Genomic DNA, 26051 nt, shown 5'->3' on the forward strand with positions numbered 1-26051 from the left:
GAATATTGGGATTTGTATATGTCCTAACCTATTCTTAAAAATGGACGAAAGAAGGAATTCGTAATGGAAACGATTGTACAAAAATTTGGCGGTACTTCTGTCGGAAGCGTCGAACGCATTCAACATGTAGCAAATTTAATTATTGAAGAATATGAACGAGGACATAGTATTGTCTCTGTCGTTTCAGCAATGGGAAAAAGTACGGATAAACTTGTAGCACTTGCTAACGCTATTACTGAAAATCCAAGTAAACGTGAAATGGATATGCTCCTATCTACAGGAGAACAAGTAACCATTTCATTATTAACAATGGCACTACAAACAAAAGGTTATAACGCAATTTCATTAACAGGATGGCAAGCTGGTATTACGACAGAATCTGTACATAGTAGTGCACGGATTATTGACATTAACACTACTCGTATTCAGTCTCACCTTACTGAAGGCACGATTGTTATAGTAGCTGGTTTCCAAGGAGTAAGTGAAGAAAATGAAATTACCACACTTGGCCGCGGTGGCTCTGATACGACTGCTGTCGCATTAGCTGCTGCACTAAAAGCAAAAAAATGTGATATTTATACGGATGTGACCGGCGTATATACGACTGATCCACGAGTTGTACAAGATGCTTATAAATTAGATGAAATTTCTTATGACGAAATGTTAGAGCTTGCCAACCTCGGTGCTGGCGTATTACACCCACGCGCTGTTGAATTTGCTAAAAATCATAATGTAATTTTAGAAGTTCGCTCAAGTATGGAACAAGAAAACGGAACAATTGTAAGGGGAGAATGTAACATGGAACAACAATCAATCGTTAAAGGTATTGCATTTGAGGATAATATTACACGCGTCACAATTAAAGGATTAGAACAAGGTGCACTTTCAACAGTTTTCTCTACATTAGCAGCAGCACATATTAATGTGGATATTATTATTCAAAGTATTACAAATGAAGGAACTGTTCACCTCTCCTTCTCAATCCATTCTAATGATTTAAGAGAAACATTAGAAGTATTGGAACAAAATCAAGAAGCACTTCACTACGAATCTGTAGAACATGAAAATCATTTAGCAAAAGTATCAATTGTAGGATCTGGTATGGTATCTAACCCAGGAGTTGCTGCGAATATGTTCACTACTTTAAAAGAAGAAGATATTCATATTAAAATGGTAAGTACATCAGAAATTAAAGTATCTGTCGTTATTGACCGTCTTCATTTAGTAACGGGTGTTGAAGCACTTCATCAATCATTTATGGCGAAAATTGAACCTTTAGTGCAAATGATTTAATTTCCACCAGTAAAACTTACAACAAATTATATGAATCTATTTCCTTCCTATATAAATAGAAAGCTGTTTGCATAGTGGAAAGTGAGAAAAAGGTTATTTAGTTTAAAATCAAGTCGTTTGAAGAATAATAAAATTGTTAAAAAACGGAAGCAAGTCATTCTATTCAACAATCGGGCAGTTATCTCCCACCTAACTTCCTCGCATTCGCCGAATTTTGAGGTGGGAGTCTTATTGCCCGCAAATAGCGGGATAAATTTTTACACATAAGGAGATAAAGACTATGGCAAACAACAGATTACTAAGAATGGACAATGTCAGCATCGTTGTAGAATCTCTTGATAACGCAATCTCTTTCTTCAAGGAGATTGGATTAAAACTCGAAGGGCGAGCTACTGTCGAAGGTGAATGGGCTGGTCGCGTAACTGGACTCGGTTCTCAGTGCGTAGAGATTGCTATGATGGTTACGCCAGATGGTCACAGCCGAATTGAACTTTCGCGATTTCTCACCCCACCTACTATAGCAGATCACCGGACAGCTCCTGTAAACGCCCTCGGTTATCTGCGCGTCATGTTCACCGTCGAGGGCATTGACGAAATGGTATCCAGACTTACTAAGCATGGTGCTCAGCTCGTTGGAGAAGTAGTTCAGTATGAGAACTCGTATCGACTCTGCTACATTCGTGGAACCGAAGGAATTCTAATTGGTTTGGCGGAACAACTCGATAACAAATAAGTAAGTGACGTTTTATAAAAGGCCTTTACTGAAATATACATTACTGAAGTAAAAATATTTGAAGAAAATTCTTATTCAATAAAACTTAGATTTTCAACCCCGTCCTAACTTTAGAACGGGGCTATACTCGTTTGAGCTTTTAAAATTAAATAACTTTATTATCATTTTACACATAGATTTCAAGACTCTATACAAACAGCTTTTTAACATATTACCTATATCTAAAAATCATTATAAAAAAATCAGATTATTCGCAATACCTTTTCCTAGGAAATATAACGGACTCTTCTCACTTCTTATCATATATATCTTTCCCTTTAAATAATGAGCGAAATTCATTCAAAATAACTTTCTTCACGTCGGAATAAAAGACCATCATGAATAGCGCAGCCCCTAATAAAATCTCTTGAATTCCTTCGTAATCAATGAAAGCACTCATAATTAGCAAACCAAATCCAATATAAAAGCCAAACTCATTCTCTTTCTCAAAATCCTCATCTTCTTCATCAATATGTATTTTCTCTTTAAAGCTTTGATTCCCTTTTATTAACTCATCTAGCGTAACATTGTACATTTCGCTAAGTAAAATTAAATTATCAATGTCAGGGTAACTTTTATCATTTTCCCACTTATCCCGCTTTAACAGGCACTAAATCCCATCGTAGCTTTTACATACATCAAGGAAGCCAGATGGGATTAACTGCCTATAAAAGCCCGATTGGTTCAACTAATAATCAGTGGGATAAATCGCTCCACTGATTAAAGTTTCACTTTATACACCGCTTGCCTAGTTACCCCAATTTTCTTTGCAACATCCTCTTGTGAAAATCCTTTTGATTCTCGTAATTTTTTTAATTGTTCTCCCAAGTTCATAACGCCCCCTCCTTTAATAAATTATTACATAAAAGGAGATAAAAAAGAAAGAAACTATTAGTAACACTCACTGTAAACCACCAGTTTACACAATAAAAAAGGGAGAGTAACTCTATTTTCGAGCCACTCTCCCTCTCACTTATATTAAAACAAATGAATGTTTTCTTTCTTACAAGCTTCACGTAAATCATCAGGCCATACAGAAGATTGAACTTCACCGATATGTGCTTTACGTAAGAAGTACATACACATTCTTGATTGTCCAATACCACCACCAATTGTTAATGGTAGTACGTCTTCTAAAATACCTTTATGGAAATCATACTCACGTTTGAAGTCTTCACCAGTTTTCGTTAATTGCTCATCAAGTGCTTTACTATCAACACGAATTCCCATTGATGATAATTCGAACGAAGCTTGTAGTACTGGGTGCCAGAATAAAATGTCACCGTTTAATTTCCAATCATCATAATCAGACGCGCGTCCATCGTGCTTTTCACCTGAACGGAGTGCATCACCAATTCCAATAATAAAGACTGCACCGTGTTCTTTCGCAATTGCATGTTCACGATCTTTCGGTGTTAATTCTGGATATTTATCTTCCAGTTCTTGAGAAGTAATGAAAACAATTTCTTCTGGTAAATACTTTCCAAGGAACGGATACTTTTCAAATAAGTGATTTTCCAATTCTTTGAATATTCCATAAATTGTTTGTACTGTTTTTTGTAAGTAATCGATAGTACGCCATTCTTTTTGAACGATTTTTTCCCAATCCCATTGGTCAACATAAATGGAATGCGTTGCATCAAGTTCTTCATCACGACGAATCGCGTTCATGTTTGTATATAAACCTTCACCAGCTTCATATCCGTATTCATGTAATGCGAATCTTTTCCACTTCGCTAGTGAATGTACAATTTCTAATTCTTCTCCTGAATGTAACATATCAAATTCAATTGGACGTTCTACACCGTTTAAGTGATCGTTTAATCCTGATTTCTTCGTTACGAATAATGGTGCAGATACGCGGAATAGTTCAAGGCGCTTTGCTAATTGATCCTCGAAAAATGTTTTAACTTCCTTAATTGCGATTTGAGTCTCTCTTACTGTCATTAATGATTGATACATGCTGGTTTCCTCCTAAAATGTTTGGATGTTGTGAAAAGAAGCCAACAAAAAAAGCCCTTCTTTCCCAAAAAACTGGGACGAAAGACTTTGGTTCCGCGGTACCACCCAAATTAGCAACAGAGGTTGCTCACTTATACAATACGGAGATTAAAAAATCTCGATACTGTTCTTCTTGTAACGGCGAAGTTCCCGGCTAAGTCTACTTTCCTATAAAGGATTTCGGTTAGCGACTCCAGGAGGTTCTTCATAATAGGCTTCGTATCAGGCTCACACCGTCCCTGACTCGCTTAAACTACATCCTACTACTACTCGTCCTTTCATAGTCGTTTTATTGTCACATCTCTGAAACATTTTATTAATGATTATTCTATACAAAAAATCGATAAAGTCAACAAAAAGTTTTAAAATATTTTTCAATTCTTTATTTTATGCCTTTACCGACTGTTCTTAATATAACATTTTTATTTCCTTTGTCTCTTCAATCCAAAAAACATTTCACTAATTGAAACTAACATATATACAACAACTAGTGTGATTGTTCGAAATATAGAATCCGCAGTATTTCTTATTATTTTCATTTTCTTTATAATTCCTTTCAGTTTACTCGCAATTTCATGATATACTATAGCATTCAAGCAGTTTGTTTTTATTTAAAGCAAGCATAGTCATTTATCGATAGTATTTTTCTAAAACATTGGCTATTATCAAATCAGATTTTTTATATAACGGAGTGATCATATGAGTAAAACGAAAGCAAAACCGAAAAAAGGTGTAGGACAAGGTACAGGAAGTAAAGGATGGAACCGTTGGCAATCAAGTGCGAAAAAGAAAGCTGCAAAACCATACAAAAGTAAAGGTACAAAGAAATAAAATAAATAGTGGGAGACGAACAACTCCCACTATTTAAAGTTTCACTTTATCTCTTTACTTTGTACAAAACAAAATATAATTATTACAACAAAAAAGCTATGCTTTCATCTCTATGAAAGCATAGCTTTTTGCATATTAAATCATAAGAATATCGCGGATTTCTTCCTCCGTAATAGAAGATAACTTCTCTTCTCCCGGCTCGATAATTTCAGCGATTAAATTTTTCTTACTCTCTTGTAACTCGTGCATTTTTTCTTCAATTGTTCCATGTGCTACTAACTTAATCACTTGCACTGTATTTTTTTGTCCCATTCGATACGCTCTATCCGCAGCTTGTTGTTCAACAGCTGGATTCCACCACAAGTCGTACAATATAACTGTATCTGCACCTGTTAAATTTAGTCCTGTGCCACCAGCTTTTAACGAAATAAGAAATAGATCCCCTTCTCCTTCGTTAAACCGATTGCATAGCTCTACACGTTCTTGCGCTGGTGTACTCCCGTCTAAATAAAAGTATGGAACTGCTTGACGATTTAATTCACGTCCGATTATCGAAAGCATCTTCGTAAATTGGGAAAAGATAAGAATTCTCTTCCCTGTACTTCTGCATTCCTCCAAAATTTCTAGCAGCTGATCAAATTTAGCTGAACTACCTTTATAGTCATCAACAAACAAAGCAGGATGACAACAAATTTGCCGTAGTCTCGTTAAACCAGCTAAAACCCGAATTTTATTTTTACGTAACGTATCTTTATCCAAATGTTTTAACGTTTCTTCTCTTAACTTTGCTAAATAAGCTGCGTAAAGCCTCTTTTGATCTGGTAAAAGTTCTGATGATTGCAAGTGCTCAATTTTTTCTGGGAGTTCGTGTAATACATCACCCTTTAACCTTCTTAACACGAAAGGTTTTACCCGCTTCGCAATATCTTCACGTCTTAAATCACCGAACTCTTTTCTTCCCGGTAATAATTCTGGGAAGACGACGTGGAAGATAGACCATAGCTCTTCTAATGAATTTTCTACAGGTGTTCCTGTTAATCCAAAACGGTACTCCGCCTGCACTGTTTTTACCGCTCTTGCAGTTTGCGTCGTATGATTTTTAAACGCTTGTGCTTCATCAAGAAATAGCGTATGAAATGGCTGCTCATATAACCTTATATCTCTTCTCAGTAGAGGGTATGACGTAATGACAACATCAAATTTCGTTATATCTTTTAAAATTTTTCGGCGCTCTGCTTGATTTCCATCGGCAATAACTGCTCTAATATGTGGAGTGAATTTTTCCAACTCACTAAGCCAGTTGTAAACGAGGGACGACGGAGAAACAACTAATATAGGCAGTTTCTTCTCTCGAATTTCCGGCAAAACAGAGTCTATAAAAGCAATACTTTGCAACGTTTTCCCCAGTCCCATATCATCAGCTAAAATGCCGCCAAAACGATAATAGGCAAGTGTTTTCATCCACTGGAATCCGTATGTTTGATACTCTCTCATTATCGCATCTAAGCCACTTGGCACCGCAAACTTCAGCTTTTTAGGGTTTTGAATGTTCTCTACCAATTCTTGAACAGACTCATCTAAACTTAATACGTTTCCTTCTTGCAGTGAATTCATCCATTTCACACTACGAATAAGAGGGACATCTATTTCTTCGCCCTTTAAAAATCCTTTTCGAATACTAGATTCTTTTATAAACTGATTAATATCATTAAACTCTTTACTCTCAAGTGATAGTAGAGCACCACTTGCTAAACGATAATATTTTCGTTTCTCTTCAAGTGCCACTAATACCCCTTTAATTTCTGCCTCTGGAATACCTTTTATATCAAAGCGAAATGATAACCAATCAATTCTCTCTTTCCTTCTAACTCTTATAAGAGGAGCTGTGTCTCCCTTATGAATTCGTAATTTGATGGCTGACGTCGCATAAATATCAACTAAACCTTTTAACGTTGGAACAGCATGATATAAAAAGTTATACTCAGCTTCTTCATTATGCATAAAATAACCGCCTTCCGTTTTCGCAAAGGCACTTTCACTCATAATGTCTAAAATCTCTTTTTCCTTTTTCTCATCACGATTAAAAACAGATGGCTGCCCATCCTCTTCTAACGGATTAATCACGACGTTTCCATAATGAAATTCGAGACCTGCTAACAAACGATTTTTCACTCGATCTAAATACAATTTTGCTTTTAATGCGGGTGTTTCAACACGATCTGATACTACCTCATCTATTCGCACAGTTCCTAGCTTCATTAACCCTGGTACAACTTTTGCTACAAAGTGCTCCATCTTATCTGCTGGAATATACAATTGGTTACTACTAGAACGATTCATCATTTTTTGTAATTCGATAAGTCGCTTACAATCCTCAGCGTTCAACTGATACAGTTTCCCTCCAAATAGAGCATAACTATACGTATCCATTACTTCTACTTGTTGTAAGCCGTCAATATAAAGCGTAAACCCACCGTTACTCCCTTTATTAAACTCAAAATGTAAAGGAAGTAGCCCTTTTGAAATTTGTAAACCGTGAAAAGATTTTCCATCTTGATTAAGTCCCACAAACTCAACTTTAGAAAGTAAAGAAAGCATATCCTTCCATGAAGCTGGCGGTATTAAAATCATACTATCATCTTGTTTTGCATGTACTTCCAGTGTATCCTCATACATTTTTTCATTATGATAAATTTTAATGAGCTGCTGAATAATCGCATCCGTTTCTTGCTTAAAGCTATGTACATCCGGTGTATATGTAAATTTATTCGAACAATTATAGGACTCTCTTTTCTCCACATTGGAAAGAAATTCTCTAATATGATTTACAAAATACATCTTGGCGAGTTTAAACTGAATACCTAGCAGTGCCCCACCATTTTTCGTAACTACTGGCGTACATATAAATTCAACATGAAGTATTTCACGTGTATCAAAACGGTGTTGTTTACTTTTTGGTCTTAATGGTTTTTCTGCAAATAAATGAAACATCCCGCTTGTTAATTGATCATTTCCACTCATATTCCCGCTACTAAGAGGCACCATTCCACCGGTTTGCTGATTATAATTTATTTGTATCAATACTGCCGCAACATGTTGACAGTATGTTTGAAAAGACGCTAACGAAGGACAACTACATTTCGCAACAACATCACCTTTTTTAGCTTTTTCTACTGTAACATGAAAATCTTCGTTCCCTTTTACCGTCGCTTCGCAAATTTCTTTATTTTCATCATAATGATTTATTATTACTTTATTTGATTTATAATAAGCTTCGCCTCTTTTATATGAGGTTTCTCCGCATACTTCTTTAATAATCGATTTATTTAATGTAAAACCCATTGTTTTGACACTTCCTTACTTTAAAACCAGTTTCTCTTAACTAACATTTTACATGCTCCAAGAGAAAATATAAAATGTAGATTTAATAAAAAAAGATGCTTGTATATAAGCACCTTTTTTCACTCTATCTCCATCAACCTTTTCGCCTCAAAATACAACACTTGAATAAATTTCTTCGTATTAATTCGTATATGGCCAGAAGTTGCTACTTCATCCTTTGTCATTTCTGTCATTCGTTTTCTAACTACAGTGAAATCAAAAAATTTCGGAGCATAGCTTTCAAATTTCGGATTTGAAAAGTCTGTTAATCCAAGGGAAGCTAAGTGATTTAACGATTGATAAATCGCTCTACGTACCCTTTGTTCAGATGCTTTTCTCTCCTTATCTATATCTGCATCTGAAGCTATATTCTCTAATTTCCTTATAGTTATATGGTGAAAGATATCTTTTAGCGCAGGAAATCCAAATTCAAACGTTTGCTCTTTTTCTTGTCCATATAAATATTCCAACATACTAAGTAAATCTTTACTTCCATTCTCTCCCGCAATACCGAGTTCTGATAATAAATAGCGCCCTGAATCTGCTATTCTTTTTCCTTCTTGCATTGGCTCATTTCGAACTTGCGGCTGTTCCCACTTAAAAACGTTATTCAATGATTTTTGAATATCATGTATAGAGCGCTCTAAACGAATACGTTCCATTACTTTACGTACAACAGATATAACCTCAATTTTATTTAATGGTTTCGTAATATAATATTCAACACCAAGTGTATACGCCTCACCAATAAGCTGTTTCGATTCAACTTGAGAAATCATGATGATTTTCCCTGAAAAAGAGGATGCAATATGGCGAACTGTTTCAATCCCATCTCGCATTGGCATTAATAAATCAATAAATAAAATATCTACTTTTTTAAAATTTAGTTGATCTGCTTCAATAAAAGCTCCATCTTCCGACTCTCCAATTACTTCCCCAAGATCGCCATCTTCAATAATTTGTGAAAGCATGGAGCGGAAAACTTCATCATCATCTACGATATAATAAAACAACTTCATTCTCCTTCCCGCTTTAAACTGCACTCCGGTAAACAAACGACAAACTTACACCCTCCGCCAGTTTCTCGGTCTTCTAATCTCACTTCTCCTCCGAGCTCTGTTACCATTTCGTTTATGTAAGAAAGTCCAATTCCTGTTGATGGTGTTCCCGTTTGATCATACTTTGAAGTAAATCCAGGCTTAAATACTAATTTCTTATATTTTTGTGCAATACCAGGTCCATCATCAATTACTTCAAAGAATATATGGTTATCAAGTTTATATAACTTAATAATAATAACGCCATTATCCGCAATTGCTTCAACTGCATTTGCAACTAAATTATTAAAAATTGATAAGACCGTATACACATGATATTCTGCATGCTCACCTTCTATATGTTTAGAAAAACGTATATCTTTTCCCAACATTTCAGCGTACTTCTCATTTATTCTCACAATCATTTCCGCAAGCTCGTGTCCTTCTACATACTCAGCCACATTTTTATCTAATAACAGTTTAGATAATCCTGCAAAAATTCTTTGATTATCCTTTTTTATTTCATGTACCTCTCCCGCTATTTTCAATGCTGTTTTACTACTCGAATCATCGTTCGCTTGTAAATTCCGATATAATTGATACGCTGTTTGTGTAATTAACTCCGCATTTTGTAACGTTTTTTTCAAATGAACAGATTCCACATATAAGTTAGAAAGATGCAGCAACATTTTTTCATTTTCTTTTCGCACTTGTGATTCTTTTAATTTTGTTTCATACAAGTTCATCATATTTAAAAAACCAAGCGCAAAGAAACTACGAAAAATAGCAATAATAATTAGTTTATTCACTTCAGAAACTGTTATCGTTGTCCCCAGCACTAACATATGATAAAACGCAAGTTCAGACATACTTGCGATAATTTCAATTGTAATTCCAAGACATCCTATCACAATTGGCTTCTGATGAAACTTATTCACCCTACAAAGCGAAAAAAGACTTCCATAAATAAAATAATAAAAGAACACAGGATAACGCAAATAAAATGATTCTGTCATATGGAATGAACCTTGCAATACCCAGTCAAGACATACACGAAATAAGACTACAGATATACCTACAAGAATACCTGCAGCTGCTGCTGGCACTCTTCTTAAAAAAAGTAATAAAAAGAAGAAAAGCGGTGTCCCGAAACTAACACGAAACATATCATTAAAAGGATGAAAATTCAGCTCTCCAGCAATCGGAACAACAACCATTAATATAATTAAAAGATACATATCTTTCTTCCATAATTGATTCCAATTCAAAGGTGCCACTTCCTATGCTTTTTTTCAATTGTAAAAGTGAAAGCCCGCTTATAATTATAAACGGGCTTTATTTCTATATTCTAACCTTTTCTACCGCTTTTATTTGGCGATACTCCGGTTCCCATATTGCTTCTTTTACTGCAATCTTAATATCGTCATCACTTAAGTTCTCTCTAGCAACACCTTCTGCAACTGCGACTTTCGCTACTTCAATCGCAACCAGTTCAGAGATATTACGTAACTCTTCAACTTCTGGCAAAATAGGCGCTCCTGGCTGACTTGTATCTACCATACTTGCAACTGCTTCTGCTGCTGCTGCGAACATTCCATCCGTCATGACGCTTGCACGAACAACAATTGTACCAAGACCTAGTCCTGGGAAAATAAGTGCGTTATTTGACTGTCCAATCACATACGTTACACCGTTATATGTAACCGGTTCAAACGGACTTCCTGTTGCAACTAATGCTTTTCCTTCTGTCCACTCGATTAAATCTGCTGGTTTCGCTTCAGCAAGTGGCGTTGGATTCGACATTGGTAAAATGATTGGTCTTTCTACGTGAGAAGCCATTTCTTTAATAATTTCCTCTTTAAATGCGCCTGCAACAGTAGATGTACCAATTAAAATTGTCGGTTTTACATGTTTCACAACTTCAGCAAGTCCGATAGCATCATTTTGTTTCCAATCACTTACTTCAGCTTCTTTTCTTGCATATGGAATTTGGAAATCAAGAAGATCTTCCATATTATCTGTAACCAACCCATTACGGTCAATACACCAGAAACGATTATGTGATTCTTCGTCTGATAAGCCGACACGAACCATTGCATCTCTTACTTGATCTGCGATACCGATTCCAGCCGTACCAGCACCAAACACAACTACACGGTGTTCACTTAACGGTACACCAGAAGCTTTTACTGCCGATAATACAGCAGCAAGTGAAACTGCCCCTGTACCTTGAATATCATCATTAAACGTACAAACGTCATGACGATATTTATCTAAAATTTTTCGTGCATTTCGAGAACTGAAGTCTTCCCAATGTAGAAGTGCTTTCGGGAATTGTTTATTTACCGCTTGAACAAACGTATCAATAAATTCATCGTAAGCTTCACCTTTTATACGAGGGTGACGATTTCCAATATAAAATGGATTGTTTAATAATTCCTCACGATTTGTACCTACATCTAAAATTACCGGTAATACACGGCTAGGATCGATTCCAACTGCGGCCGTATATACAGCCAATTTCCCGATTGCGATGTTAATTCCACCAACACCCCAATCACCAATTCCTAATATACCTTCTCCATCCGTTACAACGACTAAATCAATGTTTTCAGCTGTTGCACCGATATTTGCAAATGCATCTTCAATACCTGATGGATCGTTAATTGATAAATAAATGCCACGTGGTTTACGGTATTCATGACTATATCTTTGAATTGCTACACCTACAGTTGGTGTATATACAATCGGTAACATTTCACGTAAATGCTCTGTTAAAATACGATAAAATAACACTTCATTTCGATCATGTAACGCTGTTAAGTATACATTCTTTAATAAATCATCCGGCTGAGAACTAAATTGTTCATATGCTCGGCGTGCTTGCTCTTCTAACGTTAAAACCGCTGGCGGTAGTAACCCTTTTAAACCTAACTCTTCTCTTTCCTCTTGTGTGAAAGCTACCCCTTTATTTAAAAGTGGTGTTGATAATACTTCTGCTCCTCTTAATGTTGTTTCTAATGCACCATTAGAAGCCACTGTAAACTTACTCATAACATCCCTACCTCTATTCATATATAGCATTTCTATATTGTAAACAAAAAAGAGGGGATTGTCCCCCTCTTCTTTTAATTTTTCTTTAAAAGAGTTGCTCCTGCAATCCCTGGGTGTGTCATTTCGAATGGATCTAGAATTAACTCTAATTCTTCTTGTGACAATACACCATTTTTCACACATAGTTCTCGAACGGATTGCCCTGTCGCAATTGCTTCTTTCGCAACGCGAGCTGCTGCTTCATAGCCGATATGAGGGTTCACGGCTGTAATAATTCCTACACTCTTCTCAACGTACTCTTTTAAGCGATCTTCATTCGCTTCAATTCCTTTTAAGCAATTATCTGTAAAGGCACGGAAACCGTTATTCATAATGCTAATAGATTGAAGTAAGTTGAAAACAAGTACTGGTTCCATAACATTTAATTCTAATTGTCCTGCTTCTGAAGCAAGGCAAATTGTATGGTCGTTACCAATTACTTGGAACGCAATTTGATTAATTACTTCTGGCATAACAGGGTTTACTTTCCCTGGCATAATAGATGAACCTGGTTGACGAGCTGGTAGCATAATTTCCGCTAATCCAACGCGTGGACCTGATGCCATTAGACGAAGGTCGTTCGCAATTTTAGACATGTTCATCATACATACTTTAAGTGCTGCAGATACTTCAGTGTACGCATCCGTATTTTGAGTTGCATCTACTAAATCTTCTGCACCAACAAGTGGTAATTCACTAATTGTAGCTAAATGTTTTACAACTGCTTCAATATATTCTGGATCCGCATTTAAGCCTGTACCAACTGCAGTTGCTCCCATATTTACTTCATATAGATGTTGACGTGATTGCTTGATACGTTTCATATCACGTTCAAGTACGCGAGAATACGCTTTAAATTCTTGTCCAAGACGAATTGGCACAGCATCTTGTAAATGTGTACGACCCATTTTAATAACATGATCGAACTGTTCTGCTTTTAATTCAAATACATCATGCATATAACCCATCGTTTGTAATAAGCCTTCTAATGCATTTAATGTTGCAATATGAATTGCTGTTGGGAATGCATCGTTTGTTGATTGCGCCATATTTACATGACTGTTCGGACTAATATAATCATAGTCTCCCTTTTCCATTCCTAATAATTCAAGGGCACGATTGGCAATGACTTCATTTGCGTTCATATTCATTGAAGTTCCTGCACCACCTTGAATTGGATCAACGATGAAATGATCATGCCATTTCCCCTCAAGGATTTCTTGTGATGCTTCTGCGATAGCACCACCCTTTTTCAATTCCAATCTTCCTACATCTGCATTAGCAAGTGCTGCCGCTTTTTTAACAATTGCTAACGCTTTAATTAAACCTTCATGGACTTTGTATCCTGTAATCGGGAAATTCTCCACTGCACGCATTGTTTGTACACCGTAGTACGCATAATTTGGTACTTCTTTTTCACCTAAAAAATCTTTTTCAATTCGTACTCCATTTTTAACTTCAGTTAATGTTGCCATGATTACTCACTCCTTAACAATCTCTTACGCTGCTTTTGTTTGTTTGACCGTTTCTACATATTGTTTTGCTTTCTCATCATCGAATTCGCCTTCCCACTTCGACATAACAATGGCAGCTAATGCATTTCCTAATACATTGACAGCTGAGCGAATCATATCTAAAATGCGGTCAATTCCCGCAATTAATGCGATGCCTTCTAGCGGTAAGCCCATTGATCCTAACGTCGCTAATACAACAACGAATGATGCACCCGGAACTCCCGCCATACCTTTGGATGTTAACATGAGAACGAATAATAGCGTTATTTGCTCCGTCAGTGACATGTGTACACCGTACATTTGTGCAACAAACAATGCCGCTAACGCTTGATAAATAGCTGATCCAGTCAAGTTAAATGTATAACCTGTCGGAATTACGAAAGAGGCAACTGCCTTTGGACAACCGAACTCTTCCATTTTTCTCATTATATTAGGTAAAACAGCTTCTGAACTTGCTGTCGTAAATGAAAGAATAAGTTCTTCTTTTAAAATTTTCATTAATGTAAAAATATTTACTCCAACCATTCGCGCATTAATACCTAATACAATCACAACGAATAGTATAACAGTTACGTATACAGCTAGCACTAGTTTTCCTAAAGGAAGTAGTGTTGCTACACCAAATTTTGCAACCGTAACAGCAATTAATGCGAATACACCAAATGGTGCGAATTTCATCACTTGATTTGTAACCCAGAACATCGCTTCGAGCACACCTTCAAAAAAGTTAAAAACAGGCTTTCCTTTTTCTCCGATTGCTGCAACTCCTAAACCGAATAGTACTGAGAAGAATATAATCGGTAATAAGTCACCTTGTGTAATAGACTCAAATATATTTTTCGGTACAATATGAACAATCGTTTCTGCAAAGCCTTTCTTCTCTGTTGCATCTGCTGTTTGTTTATAAGAAGAAATATCACTTTGCTGTAAATTACTCATATCAACGCCAGTACCTGGTTGGAATATATTTGCTGCAAGTAATCCCATTAAAATAGCAATCGTCGTAATAATTTCGAAATAAAGAATTGTCTTACCGCCCAGTTTCCCAAGCTTTTTCATATCACCTACACCAGCTACCGCAACAATTAATGCTGAAATAACAATCGGTACTACAATCATTTTAATTAAATGAATAAATATATCCCCAACTGGTGTGATATAAGAAATCGCCGTTTTATTGCCATAAAAGATTGCCCCTACTACAATCCCTAAAACAAGTGCGACAAAAATTTGTGTTGCCAATCCGAATTTTTTCATTTATGTTCATCCCCTTTTATGCGAACGCTTTCATTTCGTATTTATAAAAGCTTACTCACACATCATATAGGCGAACCTACAAAATCATACAAAAACCTACAAGTTCGTCACAAAAAATTCAAATTTATTTCTTATAATATTCATTGACACTTTTTTATAAAAAAGAAATAAAATAACCTTGATAAAACATCAGATTATTTCGTATAATCTAAAAGATATACGTATTCTAAATAAATGGGGATGAAAAGGAGTGGATGTTATGAAAAATCACGTGAAGAAGTTCATCATATCTATTTCTTTTCTATTTCATTTTCTTACGAAGGAACAAAGGCATTCGCCTTTGTTCCTTTTTTATTGCAATCTATATAGGGGGAATTGTTATGAAACCATATAAACGCGTCTTAATTAAACTAAGTGGCGGCGCACTTGCTGATCAATCTGGAAATAGCTTTAACTCCAAACGATTAGAACATATCGCAAACGAAATAATATCCATTATTGACCTAGATATCGAAGTATCCATTGTCATCGGCGGCGGTAACATTTTCAGAGGTCATCTAGCTGAAGAATGGGGAATTGATCGTGTAGAAGCTGATAATATCGGTACGCTAGGTACGATTATTAACAGCTTAATGCTTCGCGGCGTTTTAACAAGTAAAACAGATAGAGAAGTACGCGTTATGACTTCCATCCCTTTTAATGCAGTAGCTGAACCATATATTCGCCTACGTGCAGTACATCATTTAGATAACGGTTATGTTGTCATATTCGGTGGTGGTAACGGGCAACCATTCGTTACAACAGATTACCCAAGTGTACAAAGAGCCATTGAAATGAATAGCGACGCCATTTTAGTCGCAAAACAAGGGGTAGACGGTGTCTTTACAAGTGATCCAAAACATAATAAATCAGCGAAAATGTACAGTAAACTGAACTATAACGATATTGTTAGGCAAAACATACAAGTAATGGATCAAGCAGCTTTATTGCTTGCTCGAGATTATAATTTACCGGCACACGTCTTTAACTTTGATGAGCCTGGTGTTATGAAAAGAATTTGTTTAGGTGAACATGTTGGGACGTTGATTAATGATGATGTTTCGATGCTTGTGCATGAAAAATAATTATTCCCATCAAAAAAGGGTGTCCTTTATAGACACCCTTTCTTCCTTAATTATTATAAATAAAAATCAACTAATCCCGCCAACCTCTCCTTAAAACGCTCCCAAAAAGATAAGTTATCAAAAAACTCTTTCTTCATTTCTTTCGAATCATTAAAATCCTCTATTAACGCCTTATTTACTTGCGCTACGATAGGACCACCATGAATATACAAATTCATCTCATCATTAATATAGAAGCTACGTGCAGTAAAGTTTGTAGTACCGATAACAGTTAGTTCATTATCAATCAGCATTAACTTTCCATGAAACATACCTTTTTTATAACCATATACCGTAATCCCGTTATTAACAGCTTGACGAATATAAGGATACGCTGCCTCTTTAATAAGAGGAATATCTGGTTTATATGACCATAGTATTTTTACTGTAACACCACGTTTTTGCGCTCCAATTAAAGCATTCATTAATTCTTTATTTTTCGCTATAAAATAAGGTGTTGTAATTACAATTGAATGTTTCGCTTGTTTTATTAACTTTATATATTTTTCAGCGACGTGATGTCCATTGTAGCTAACCATCGTATGTAATGTATTCCCTTTACTCGCTTTATTCGTACTTCTTTTTATATGTTCTTTCGTATCTCGTTTCCAATCTAAAGCGAATTGCTCTTCTAAATCTTTTGCTCCTTCTCCTCTAAGCCGCACATGATAGTCACGCCAATATCCAAATCGCTTATCTTTCCCTAAGTACTCATCCCCCATATTAAAGCCACCCGTATAGCCAATCTCCCCATCAATCGTCGTAATACGACGATGATTACGATGGTGAAGTGAATAAAATCCAAATGGCAATTCCGGTTTTCTACTATATGTAAAATGAACACCACTTTCCCGCAATTCATTTTTCATCTTTCTTTCAAATGATAAATCATTAATTAAATCAACCGATAAATATACGTTTATTCCTTCTTTCGCCTTCTCCTTTAATAAGTTTAAAAAAGTATGGCTACTTTTATCATCCGATAAAATATAAAAATAAGTGTAAATAGATCGCTTCGCTTCTCTTATATCAGTAAATAACTGTTTATAAAACGACTTCCCTTCCACATATAATTGAAAGTCACTATAATGAGGCGCATACTCTGTCGGCATGTTTTTCCCGGCTTCCATTTTCCTTCCGAGCGTAACGTCAATATGCATCCAAATTAAAATAACAACGAAAATAGCAATAATAATAGAAGTAACTCGCAATATCTTTTTAATCATTTGGATTTCCTTCCGATCATATTACTTACTATTTCGTAGTGTTTCATTAAATTACTTTTTCATACGAAATGTATTCCTTACTTTTAATTACGAACAAAAAAGGCGTGGCATTTACGCCACACCTTTTTTCATTAAACAAAGTTCCTCGCATCATTATTTCTTCCAAACTTATAAATAGCAATTAAGAAGAATGCTATCGCGAAAGCGAATAAAATTAAAATATTTAAATACAACTCAGAAAATGGAATGCCTTGCTGTAGTTTTGAAATCGTATCTAGTAACCAACGCTGCGGAAGGAAATCAGCTACTTTTTGTACTGCTTTCGGCATAATGTCGTACGGGAAATAACATCCAGCAAGTAAACATGTTGGTACTATTACTATATTTTGCATTGCATTTGAAGCAGTTGAACTTTTTGAAAAAGACACAATGACTAATGATAAACCAATTGCAATTAAAGCGAATATCATAAGCACACCAATCATAACTATGAAAGGCATATTTATAGTTGTGTGAAAAACATTCGTCATAAAGAATACTGCAATTACAATTTGTACTGTTAATATCATCATATTTACTGCGACATTAGATAATATAAATTTCTTTCCGTCAATCGGCGTTGATAATAATCTAAAATACGTTCTGTTCTCTTTTTCTTTTAAAATAAATCCTGATAAGTTCACTGCTGAAAATAACATAAACATAATAAGATAACCCATCGTTTGATTTGTCATATCTTTATTTTTTGAAGTATCTTCAAGTGTCTCAGACTTTACTTTAAATGAACTTTTTTGATAACCCGCGTACATACTATTAAACGTACTTTGATCGGCCCCTGCCACTTTACTAATCGCAGCGATGTTATCAACATAGTTATATAAATACGATTTTATAAATCCTGTTACTTGATCGCCTTTAATCGATGAAACCTCAATATGACTCGGTTTCCCTTCTCGAACACTTTCAGAAAAACCAGACTGTAATGTAATAACACCATCAAGTTTTTTTGAAGTGAGTTTATCTTCCACTTCAGATTCCTTAATTTTACTAACATTTACATGATTGAGTCCTTCTAAAAATTTCACTGTATCATTTGCGATAGGTTGATTTTCTTTATTTATAACCCCAATATTTAACGTTCCTTGCCCTACATTCCCATATATCGAAAAGGAAATGAGCGTTCCTATTATCGGCAAACTAATAATAATGAGTAACCCCTTTTTATTTTTCAGAAGCACAGATAACGTTTTTTGTATGAGCCATAAAATATCTTTCATACTATAGCCCCTCCCGTCTACGTAATGCAATAATCGCAATTAATAAGAAGATTGCTGAAATCCCAAGATTTAAAGATATTACCGGCAGTGCCGCTCCTACATCATTTGCATAAATAATTTTCATAATAGCTGTGTTTGCCCACGTTAATGGTGATAAATTCGTAACGAAATTTTCTTCCACTACGAAATACGCACCACCAAAAATAGACGCTAATTGCACAACAACCATAATAATCGCTCTAGATGCCTCACCTGTTTTTGTAATATATCCGATTCCTAAACCGAAGCTAATTGCTAAAAAGACTTCTGTTAGTAAAATAATAAATATGATTCCAATATGGTCGCCCCAATTCGCTTGAAAAACAAATTTACTAAATAAAACGACAAGTAATAGACAAAGTGCATTCGCTACAAGACTACCGAGCACTTTCCCAATGAAAATTTCAGCCTTACTTATAGGTGCTGCAATTAAACGATCTCCTGTTTTACGTATTCGTTCTCCTCGAATTAAAAAACTCGCCCCCATTGCAGCGTACAGTGCAATCATCGTCGTCATTACAACCGCATAGTAATCCATAGAACCTGGTTTTTTAGCAGCTTGTAAAGATGTTTCTTTAATATAATCATTATGATTTCCGTTTGAAATAACTGCGCTAACCCTACTCGGGTCTACTTTTGCAACTTCGGCCACTACGTTGTACTTATCAACAAATGTTGTAAGCATGCCTTCCACAATACTTCCATCAATACTACTTTTGTCACTTCCATAAAATTTTGCACCATCTTTATTTAACTCTACATAAGCAGCATATTTATTTTGCTTCACTTCTTCTTTCCCATCTATACCTTCGGAAGCTTTTTTAAAATGAATACCTGATTTATCGACTTCTTTCGTAAATGCTTCAAATGATTGAGAAAACGTGCTACTTGCTTCATCTTTATATAGCACTTGTATATCCTTAAACGATTGACTATCGCTATTAAATGCATTCGTTAACGCTGTTCCTAACACAAGCATAAGTACAATCGGAAATGCTAACATAAAAACTAAAGTTCTTACGTCCCTGAAATCTCTTTTAATGTGCATCACTGCAATGTTAAAGATGTTCAATTGATGAACCTCCCTTTACCTTTTCTTCATTTACCTTTATTTATCTCGTAAGTTTCTTCCAGTTAACGTAAGAAATACTGTTTCTAAGTTTGGAGCCTGCTCCTCTAACGAACGAATTTCAATGTCATGATTAATGAAATGCTGAATAATTTTATTTAAATTATTTAATCCTGCATCCGAGTTTACCTTGATTACGTTCTCTTCAATTTGAACAGCTTTCACACCATTTATCTCTTTTAAATTTTCTACATCTAAATTTTCTACTGACTTTACTTCAATCCAAATATCTTTCGTATCTGTAATAATTGCTTTTAACTGTTCTTTCGTTCCTTCTGCAATTACTTTACCGTGATCGACAATTGCTATTTTCGTACAAATCTCTTCTACTTCTTCCATGTAGTGACTCGTATAAATAATCGTACTTCCCATTTCATTTAATTTTCGGACAGACTGAAGAATGTAGTTCCTTGACTGCGGATCAATTCCAACTGTCGGTTCATCCATAATAATTAACTTCGGTCTATGAGCGATTGCACAAGCGATATTCAGTCTTCGTTTCATCCCGCCAGAAAAGTTTTTCGGATAACTTTTATGTTTATCACTAAGGCCTACAAATTGAAGTGCTTCCTCTACTCTCGCTTTTAGCTCGGCTCCTCGTAATCCATACAATCCAGCAAAGAATTTCACATTTTCATAGGCAGTTAACTCTTCATAAATCGCAATATCTTGCGGAACGATACCGATATTCATTTTCGCAAATCGATTATGTTTCTTTATATTTTTTCCTAGTATGCTAATTTCACCTTCATTACTTCTTAACAAACCAGCAATCATATTAATCGTTGTACTTTTACCAGCACCATTTGATCCTAAAAAGCCAAATATCTCTCCTTCTTTAATAGATAAAGACATATTATCTACTGCGATGAAGTCACCAAATTTTTTCGTTAAATTTTTAATTTCCAATGTATTCATCATTTCACCCCTATTTCGGTTTCTCTGCTTTTATTATAAACAAAAAGAATGAACCTGCTCAGTGCAGAAGTTCACCCTTTTCACATGAGATTATTCACTTTTTTCATATGAGATGATTCATCCTCGTCTCATCCTCTTATATCGGCAATAACATTGTTACTGAAAAACCACTTGTTCCATCTACAATAATTTTTCCGTTTACTGATGCTGTTCGCTCCTCCATTCCCATAATACCGAGGCCTTTCTTAACAAGAGCTGCACCTTTACCATTATCCTTCACTTGTACTTTCACCATCTTGTTCAGTACATGAATATCTATTGAAATGACTGTCGCATCAGCATATTTCATCGCGTTTGTTAGTGCCTCCGTAACATTTTCACCAATAATCTTCCACTGAATCGGTGAAATCATATCTAAATTCCCTTTATATACGAAAGGAATATTTATATCATGCTTACCGGCAAATTCCTCTATGAATAATTTCATACGATGAATACCAATTTGCTCAGTTGGTGGCTTCATATTTTTTAATGTAATCCGAATGCTTTCAATTCCATCTTTTGAAATATGAATTGCATTTTGTAATAACTCAGCAGATTTCACTTTATCTATTTCCATTAATCTCTTCGCTGCTTCCATTTGAATAAGTGCACCTGTCATTGAGTGACCGATTTTATCATGAATTTCTTGAGATAGTCGATTTCTTTCCTCTAATTTAAATGTGTATTCAGATTGCCTTATGTAATCTTTATTTTCATTTAAACTTTTCGTAAGTCTTTGTATGTCTTTTCTCATTTTATCATTTTGCATTTCTAGTTTTAATAATCGTGCTATATAGCGATGAGCTATCGTTAAGGAAAAAAAACAAAATGCACTAATAAGTCCATACGTCATTTGAATACCTTCACCTATAAAAATAATAGGAAGAATCATAATGAAAAAGATTAACCATTTCTTTTTTATGTAATAATTTGCAATTTCATATAAGTTCAAAGGTAAAAACAAAATAAAAAACGGATGAACCTTCCATGTAAATAACATAACTACGCCAATTGACACACAAGTTAATATATTTTTGTACGTATCTTTTTTAAATATAGAGATCAACACATTGACAGAAAGATATAAAAGCAAAGTAAGTATAATCCACGGTAAGTTCGTAACATTTAAATGAATGTAGCTAAACACTATATATAAAAAGACAATAAGTTTACTTACAGTTAACCAAAATTCCATAACATTAATCTACTTTCCCTGTTAAGTAATAAATCGCAATTTGTGTGCGATGTTCTAGTCCAGTTTTCCCTAAAACTGATGTAATATAATTTGCAATCGTTCCTTCAGATATGAAAAGTTGCTTCGAAATTTCTTTATTCGAAAAGCCTTTCGCAATTAATGCGATAATACTAAGCTCTCTTTCTGTAAAAAGACTCTTATCAATTTTAGATTCTTCCTCTTTACTTTCCATTAAATTAGACTTAATTTTATCAAGCACTACATCTTGCATAACAGTTTGACCGTTATAAACTCCTTTTATCGCATCACGAATACGCTCCGGATCATTATTTTTTAACAAATAACCTTTCGCTCCGTTTTTTACTGCATCCAAAATATATTCATCATCATCAAACGTCGTTAAAATGAGAGGCTTCGTTTTTGTCTCTTCACAAATTAACTTCGTCGCCTCTACCCCGTTCATGTTTGGCATACGAACATCTAAAAGCGCGATATCAACTTCATACTTTTTACAATACGCTACAGCCTCTTTCCCATCATTTACAGTATCTAATACTTCAAACTCTTCGTATGTATTTAAAATAATTTTCATGCCTTCTCTAATAAAAGAATTATCGTCCGCTATTAATATTTTAATTTTCATGTTTGTTAGTATGGACCTTCCCCTACTAACATTCACATCCTTTCTCTGTGTAACATTTCCTTCTTGCTCATTATATACTTCTCTTTACCATTTTTTCACACCTTTTTCATATAGCCCTCCTGCTAAAAATATATTATTCTTTTTTTATAACATGTGTAGGGTGACTTATCATTTCTTACGTCTATATAATAGAATGCGTCAAAAAGGAGGGAGAGACCGATTGAGGAAAAACAATTAGTTGAAAAAGCACAACAAGGAAGCGAACATGCTTTTCGTATCCTTGTACAAACATATCGTCATTATATTTTTCAAGTTATCTTTTCTATTTTAAGACATGAAGAAGATGCTAAAGATGTTACACAAGAAGTATTCGTAAAAATTCACGCCTCTCTCCCAAATTATCAATTTCGCGGATTAAAAACGTGGATGGCACGTATTGCCACCAATCACGCTATTGATTATAAGAGAAAAAAAGCTAGAGAAAACGAAGAACTCTCCTTATGTAAAGAAACTGCGGAAAATATAAAATCCTCTCATAATATTGAGGCTTTATTATTGACGAAAGAGCAAAAATTACTCATTGCTCAAAAACTGAGAGAACTTCCCGACAATTACCGCGACGTCGTTCTCGCACATTACTTAGAAGAAAAAAGTTATCAAGAAATTGCTTTGCAAGAAAATATTGAAGTGAAAACAGTCGAAATGAAACTGTATCGGGCAAGAAAATGGATTAAAAAACATTGGAAGGAGGAAGAGTTTCTATGATGCATTATTCAAAAGAAGATTGGCGCAATTATACATTAGATGTTATATCAAACAATGAACGTGAATCTATGGAAGAACATCTTTATGAATGTGATCATTGTTTAGCACTTTATATGGAAAGTATTGATGAACAACATGAAAACCTTCCAATGATAAATGATGATTCATTTACGAACGAAGTTATGACGCAAATTAATTTTGAAACACTACAATCTAATGAAAATATAAAAACAAACTCACTAAAGCGCACAATTATTCACTACATAATTGCGACTGCGGCTACAATTATTTTTATGGTAAGTGGTTTATTCCAGTATATTTTCACAGCGACATCAAATTTCGAGAAATCTTCAAAACATAACGAGTCTTCTATCTCACAACAAATTGTAAACAAATCGGTAGACACATCAAAAAAGGACGGAGGTTCAAAGCATGAATAAAAATCCCTTTTTAGCACTTGTGTTAGGGCTAATTCCTGGGCTTGGACATTTATATTTAAAGAAATTTGGACGATTTATTTTATATAGCGGCGGGGCTTTATTTCTATTTATCCTTGCAGCATTTTGTACAATAGCATTAGGAGCGCGTGATATTGCTTTTCTTTCTCTATTTTTACTAGTCGTGTTATGGGCGATCAATTTATTAGATTTAGTTATCACTATTATTAATCAATCGAAAAAACAAGCAGCCGGAGAATTTACAGAGTCCTCTAAAGAAAACGAACGATTTTATATCATTCTTCTATCAATCATTCCTGGACTTGGCCATTTCCAATTAGGACTTATGCAACGCGGACTTACATTTTTAGTCGCTTGCACAGGAATCGGAAGTATGATTATATTCGTTGCACTCTTAACATCTCAAGGAAGTTTCCTTATCTTTCTTATTACATTACCTGTTTTATGGATTTATAATTTCTTCGATGTTGTTCAACAACTACAGAAAAAAGAACGCGGCGAGCAATTAGTGGATCGTACTATTTTTGAAGAATTTGAAGAGCACCGAGAACAAGGAAAGAAAAATAAAACATTCGCTTCCATTTTAGCAATGTTTCCTGGAGCAGGACATATGTATTTAGGCTTACAGCGCCGTGGTCTTCAGCTTATGGCAGCCTTTTTACTATCTATTTATTTGCTCGACTTATTAAGACTCTCTGCGTTTTTATTTTTAGTACCAATCATTTGGTTCTATAGCTTTTTTGATGCGTTACAGCAAACTGCAAAATACGGAAAAGAACGTGTCAATGACGAACCTATCATTGACTATTTTATCAATCATCAAAGATGGATCGGTATTGGGTTAATTACACTCGGTGGTTATTATTTATTAGATCAAACAGTCCTTCCTATTTTGAATGACTATTTTGCAACTATATTTAATATTCATCTTAGCGAACTATATTATCGCTATTTCCAAACATCTATCGTTGCTCTCCTTTTAATTGGTGGCGGCTTTAAATTGTTACTTGGAAATAAAGAAAACAAAGGTGGTACAAACGAATGAGAACATGGCGCGTTGGAACATTCTCAATGGGGCTCTCCATTATTACATTAGGTTGCTTTTTACTATTTTCAGTCGTAAAAGGAGTTCAAGCATTAGATACATTAACAGCCTGGTGGCCTGTTTTACTTATCATACTTGGCGCTGAAATTTTACTATACCTTCTATTTTCTAAGAAGGAACATTCATTTATTAAATATGATATTTTTAGTATTTTCTTTATCGGAGTTTTAGGAAGTGTTGGAATTGCTTTTTACTGCTTATTATCAACTGGATTGCTAGAAGAAGTTCGTCATTCTATTAACACAACTAGACAAACGAGTAATATTCCAGACGGACAACTTGATATACCTGAATCTATCAAAAAAATCGTAGTGGATGCGGGGCATCACCCTCTAACGATAGAGGGAGATAATACAAATCAAATTCATCTTTTTGGAACATATGAAATGACGACAAAAACAAATGAAAAACCTAATTTAAAAAGAGATGATTTCCTTTCAGTTCAAACGGCTGGAGAAACGATGTATATAACGTTAAAACCATTACCGGTTCAGCATACGTTTTTTAACTTCGCACCACAGGTGAAACAAACACTCGTTCTTCCGCAAAATAAAAATGTAGAGATCCGCGCTTCGAATAACGAACTATCTCTTTATCCAGGTCAATTACAAAATAATTGGTTTGTACAAAACAGTTCAAACGTATCTGTTCATTTAACTAAAGAAAGTGATGTTTCTTTAACAGCCGTAACAAATCAAAAAGAAACTCACGGAAACACACCTTGGGAACAAGTAGAAGATTTAGCGAAAAAAGAAAATAATTCTTCAGAAGAAAATCCAGAATTAAATGGGCAAGAACATTGGTATAAAAACTCGATAAAAACAGGAAATGGAACGTACAAATTAAATATTGAGAAAGCTTATAATTTAAATATGAGCGTTATCGAAAAATAAGAAACCTTCCACAATTGTG

General features: G+C 34.9%; 22 protein-coding genes, 1 pseudogene and 1 other annotated feature. Of the genes and pseudogenes, 8 read left to right on the plus strand and 15 right to left on the minus strand.

What is annotated here, in order from left to right:
• Positions 1-63 precede the first annotated feature (63 nt).
• Complete coding sequence (locus tag MKX66_RS10810; RefSeq protein ID WP_002141239.1) at positions 64-1293, plus strand: aspartate kinase; 1230 nt, start codon at positions 64-66, stop codon at positions 1291-1293.
• Between the two features lie 280 nt (positions 1294-1573).
• Complete coding sequence (locus tag MKX66_RS10815; protein WP_341086141.1) at positions 1574-2026, plus strand: VOC family protein; 453 nt, start codon at positions 1574-1576, stop codon at positions 2024-2026.
• Positions 2027-2315: 289 nt separating this feature from the next.
• On the opposite strand, the pseudogene MKX66_RS10820 reads toward MKX66_RS10815, so the two are convergent.
• The 3 genes and pseudogenes from MKX66_RS10820 to asnA all read right to left on the minus strand — a co-directional run.
• Positions 2316-2657, minus strand: a pseudogene (locus MKX66_RS10820) (helix-turn-helix domain-containing protein); the annotation flags it as partial.
• Between the two features lie 128 nt (positions 2658-2785).
• Positions 2786-2899 carry a helix-turn-helix transcriptional regulator gene (locus tag MKX66_RS10825; protein ID WP_002031128.1) on the minus strand — a complete coding sequence of 38 codons (114 nt, stop codon included), beginning with the start codon at positions 2897-2899 and terminating at the stop codon, positions 2786-2788.
• Between the two features lie 144 nt (positions 2900-3043).
• Positions 3044-4027 (minus strand): aspartate--ammonia ligase, encoded by a 984-nt coding sequence (gene asnA, locus MKX66_RS10830; RefSeq protein WP_002141235.1) that lies wholly within the window; start codon positions 4025-4027, stop codon positions 3044-3046.
• A gap of 70 nt (positions 4028-4097) precedes the next feature.
• Positions 4098-4357: a binding site (T-box leader), on the minus strand.
• 408 nt (positions 4358-4765) lie between these two features.
• Here asnA and MKX66_RS10835 point away from each other — a divergent pair.
• Positions 4766-4897, plus strand: a complete 132-nt coding sequence (locus tag MKX66_RS10835) for a DUF3934 family protein (protein ID WP_000047589.1) — start codon at positions 4766-4768, stop codon at positions 4895-4897.
• 135 nt (positions 4898-5032) lie between these two features.
• Here MKX66_RS10835 and MKX66_RS10840 read toward each other — a convergent pair whose 3' ends face one another.
• From MKX66_RS10840 to MKX66_RS10865, 6 genes are all read right to left on the minus strand, one after another.
• Positions 5033-8239 carry a DEAD/DEAH box helicase gene (locus MKX66_RS10840; RefSeq protein WP_215591119.1) on the minus strand — a complete coding sequence of 1069 codons (3207 nt, stop codon included), beginning with the start codon at positions 8237-8239 and terminating at the stop codon, positions 5033-5035.
• A gap of 119 nt (positions 8240-8358) precedes the next feature.
• The gene (locus tag MKX66_RS10845) at positions 8359-9291 is read right to left on the minus strand and encodes a response regulator (RefSeq protein ID WP_002141232.1); all 933 of its coding nucleotides are present in this window, start codon (positions 9289-9291) and stop codon (positions 8359-8361) included.
• A gap of 2 nt (positions 9292-9293) precedes the next feature.
• Complete coding sequence (locus MKX66_RS10850; RefSeq protein WP_088031582.1) at positions 9294-10592, minus strand: ATP-binding protein; 1299 nt, start codon at positions 10590-10592, stop codon at positions 9294-9296.
• Between the two features lie 64 nt (positions 10593-10656).
• Entirely contained in the window at positions 10657-12369 is a 1713-nt protein-coding gene (malS, locus tag MKX66_RS10855; protein WP_341086142.1) for an oxaloacetate-decarboxylating malate dehydrogenase, read from the minus strand.
• Positions 12370-12443: 74 nt separating this feature from the next.
• On the minus strand, positions 12444-13883 hold the full coding sequence (gene aspA, locus MKX66_RS10860; protein WP_002012229.1) for an aspartate ammonia-lyase: 1440 nt from the start codon (positions 13881-13883) through the stop codon (positions 12444-12446).
• Between the two features lie 24 nt (positions 13884-13907).
• Positions 13908-15179 (minus strand): cation:dicarboxylate symporter family transporter, encoded by a 1272-nt coding sequence (locus MKX66_RS10865; protein WP_002012230.1) that lies wholly within the window; start codon positions 15177-15179, stop codon positions 13908-13910.
• Positions 15180-15559: 380 nt separating this feature from the next.
• Here MKX66_RS10865 and pyrH point away from each other — a divergent pair, with 380 nt between their 5' ends.
• The gene (gene pyrH, locus MKX66_RS10870; protein WP_002012233.1) at positions 15560-16303 is read left to right on the plus strand and encodes a UMP kinase; all 744 of its coding nucleotides are present in this window, start codon (positions 15560-15562) and stop codon (positions 16301-16303) included.
• A gap of 53 nt (positions 16304-16356) precedes the next feature.
• Here pyrH and cls read toward each other — a convergent pair whose 3' ends face one another.
• The 6 genes from cls to MKX66_RS10900 form a co-directional block, all read right to left on the minus strand.
• Positions 16357-17568, minus strand: a complete 1212-nt coding sequence (gene cls / locus MKX66_RS10875) for a cardiolipin synthase (RefSeq protein ID WP_215591117.1) — start codon at positions 17566-17568, stop codon at positions 16357-16359.
• A gap of 131 nt (positions 17569-17699) precedes the next feature.
• Positions 17700-18845 (minus strand): ABC transporter permease, encoded by a 1146-nt coding sequence (locus tag MKX66_RS10880; RefSeq protein ID WP_341086145.1) that lies wholly within the window; start codon positions 18843-18845, stop codon positions 17700-17702.
• A 1-nt stretch (position 18846) separates the two neighbouring features.
• Positions 18847-19956, minus strand: coding sequence for an ABC transporter permease (locus MKX66_RS10885; protein WP_215591115.1), 1110 nt, complete (start codon positions 19954-19956; stop codon positions 18847-18849).
• A gap of 36 nt (positions 19957-19992) precedes the next feature.
• Positions 19993-20931: an ABC transporter ATP-binding protein gene (locus tag MKX66_RS10890; RefSeq protein WP_002086377.1), complete on the minus strand. Its 939-nt coding sequence runs from the start codon at positions 20929-20931 to the stop codon at positions 19993-19995.
• 136 nt (positions 20932-21067) lie between these two features.
• Complete coding sequence (locus MKX66_RS10895; RefSeq protein WP_002031110.1) at positions 21068-22168, minus strand: sensor histidine kinase; 1101 nt, start codon at positions 22166-22168, stop codon at positions 21068-21070.
• 4 nt (positions 22169-22172) lie between these two features.
• Positions 22173-22811, minus strand: a complete 639-nt coding sequence (locus tag MKX66_RS10900; RefSeq protein ID WP_002012250.1) for a response regulator transcription factor — start codon at positions 22809-22811, stop codon at positions 22173-22175.
• 276 nt (positions 22812-23087) lie between these two features.
• Between MKX66_RS10900 and MKX66_RS10905 the strand changes: the two genes are divergently transcribed.
• From MKX66_RS10905 to exsE, 4 genes are read left to right on the plus strand one after another with little or no spacing between them, the layout of a single operon-like run.
• Entirely contained in the window at positions 23088-23576 is a 489-nt protein-coding gene (locus tag MKX66_RS10905) for an RNA polymerase sigma factor (protein ID WP_080019334.1), read from the plus strand.
• Complete coding sequence (locus tag MKX66_RS10910) at positions 23573-24016, plus strand: hypothetical protein (protein WP_002086380.1); 444 nt, start codon at positions 23573-23575, stop codon at positions 24014-24016. The genes MKX66_RS10905 and MKX66_RS10910 overlap by 4 nt, the downstream gene beginning before the upstream one ends.
• Entirely contained in the window at positions 24009-25079 is a 1071-nt protein-coding gene (locus MKX66_RS10915; protein ID WP_341086149.1) for a hypothetical protein, read from the plus strand. The genes MKX66_RS10910 and MKX66_RS10915 overlap by 8 nt, the downstream gene beginning before the upstream one ends.
• Positions 25076-26032, plus strand: a complete 957-nt coding sequence (gene exsE, locus MKX66_RS10920) for an exosporium protein ExsE (protein WP_002141220.1) — start codon at positions 25076-25078, stop codon at positions 26030-26032. Before MKX66_RS10915 ends, exsE begins: the two co-directional genes overlap by 4 nt.
• Positions 26033-26051 lie beyond the last annotated feature (19 nt).

This window comes from Bacillus sp. FSL R9-9530 (assembly GCF_038008145.1).
Lineage (GTDB): Bacteria > Bacillota > Bacilli > Bacillales > Bacillaceae_G > Bacillus_A > Bacillus_A mycoides.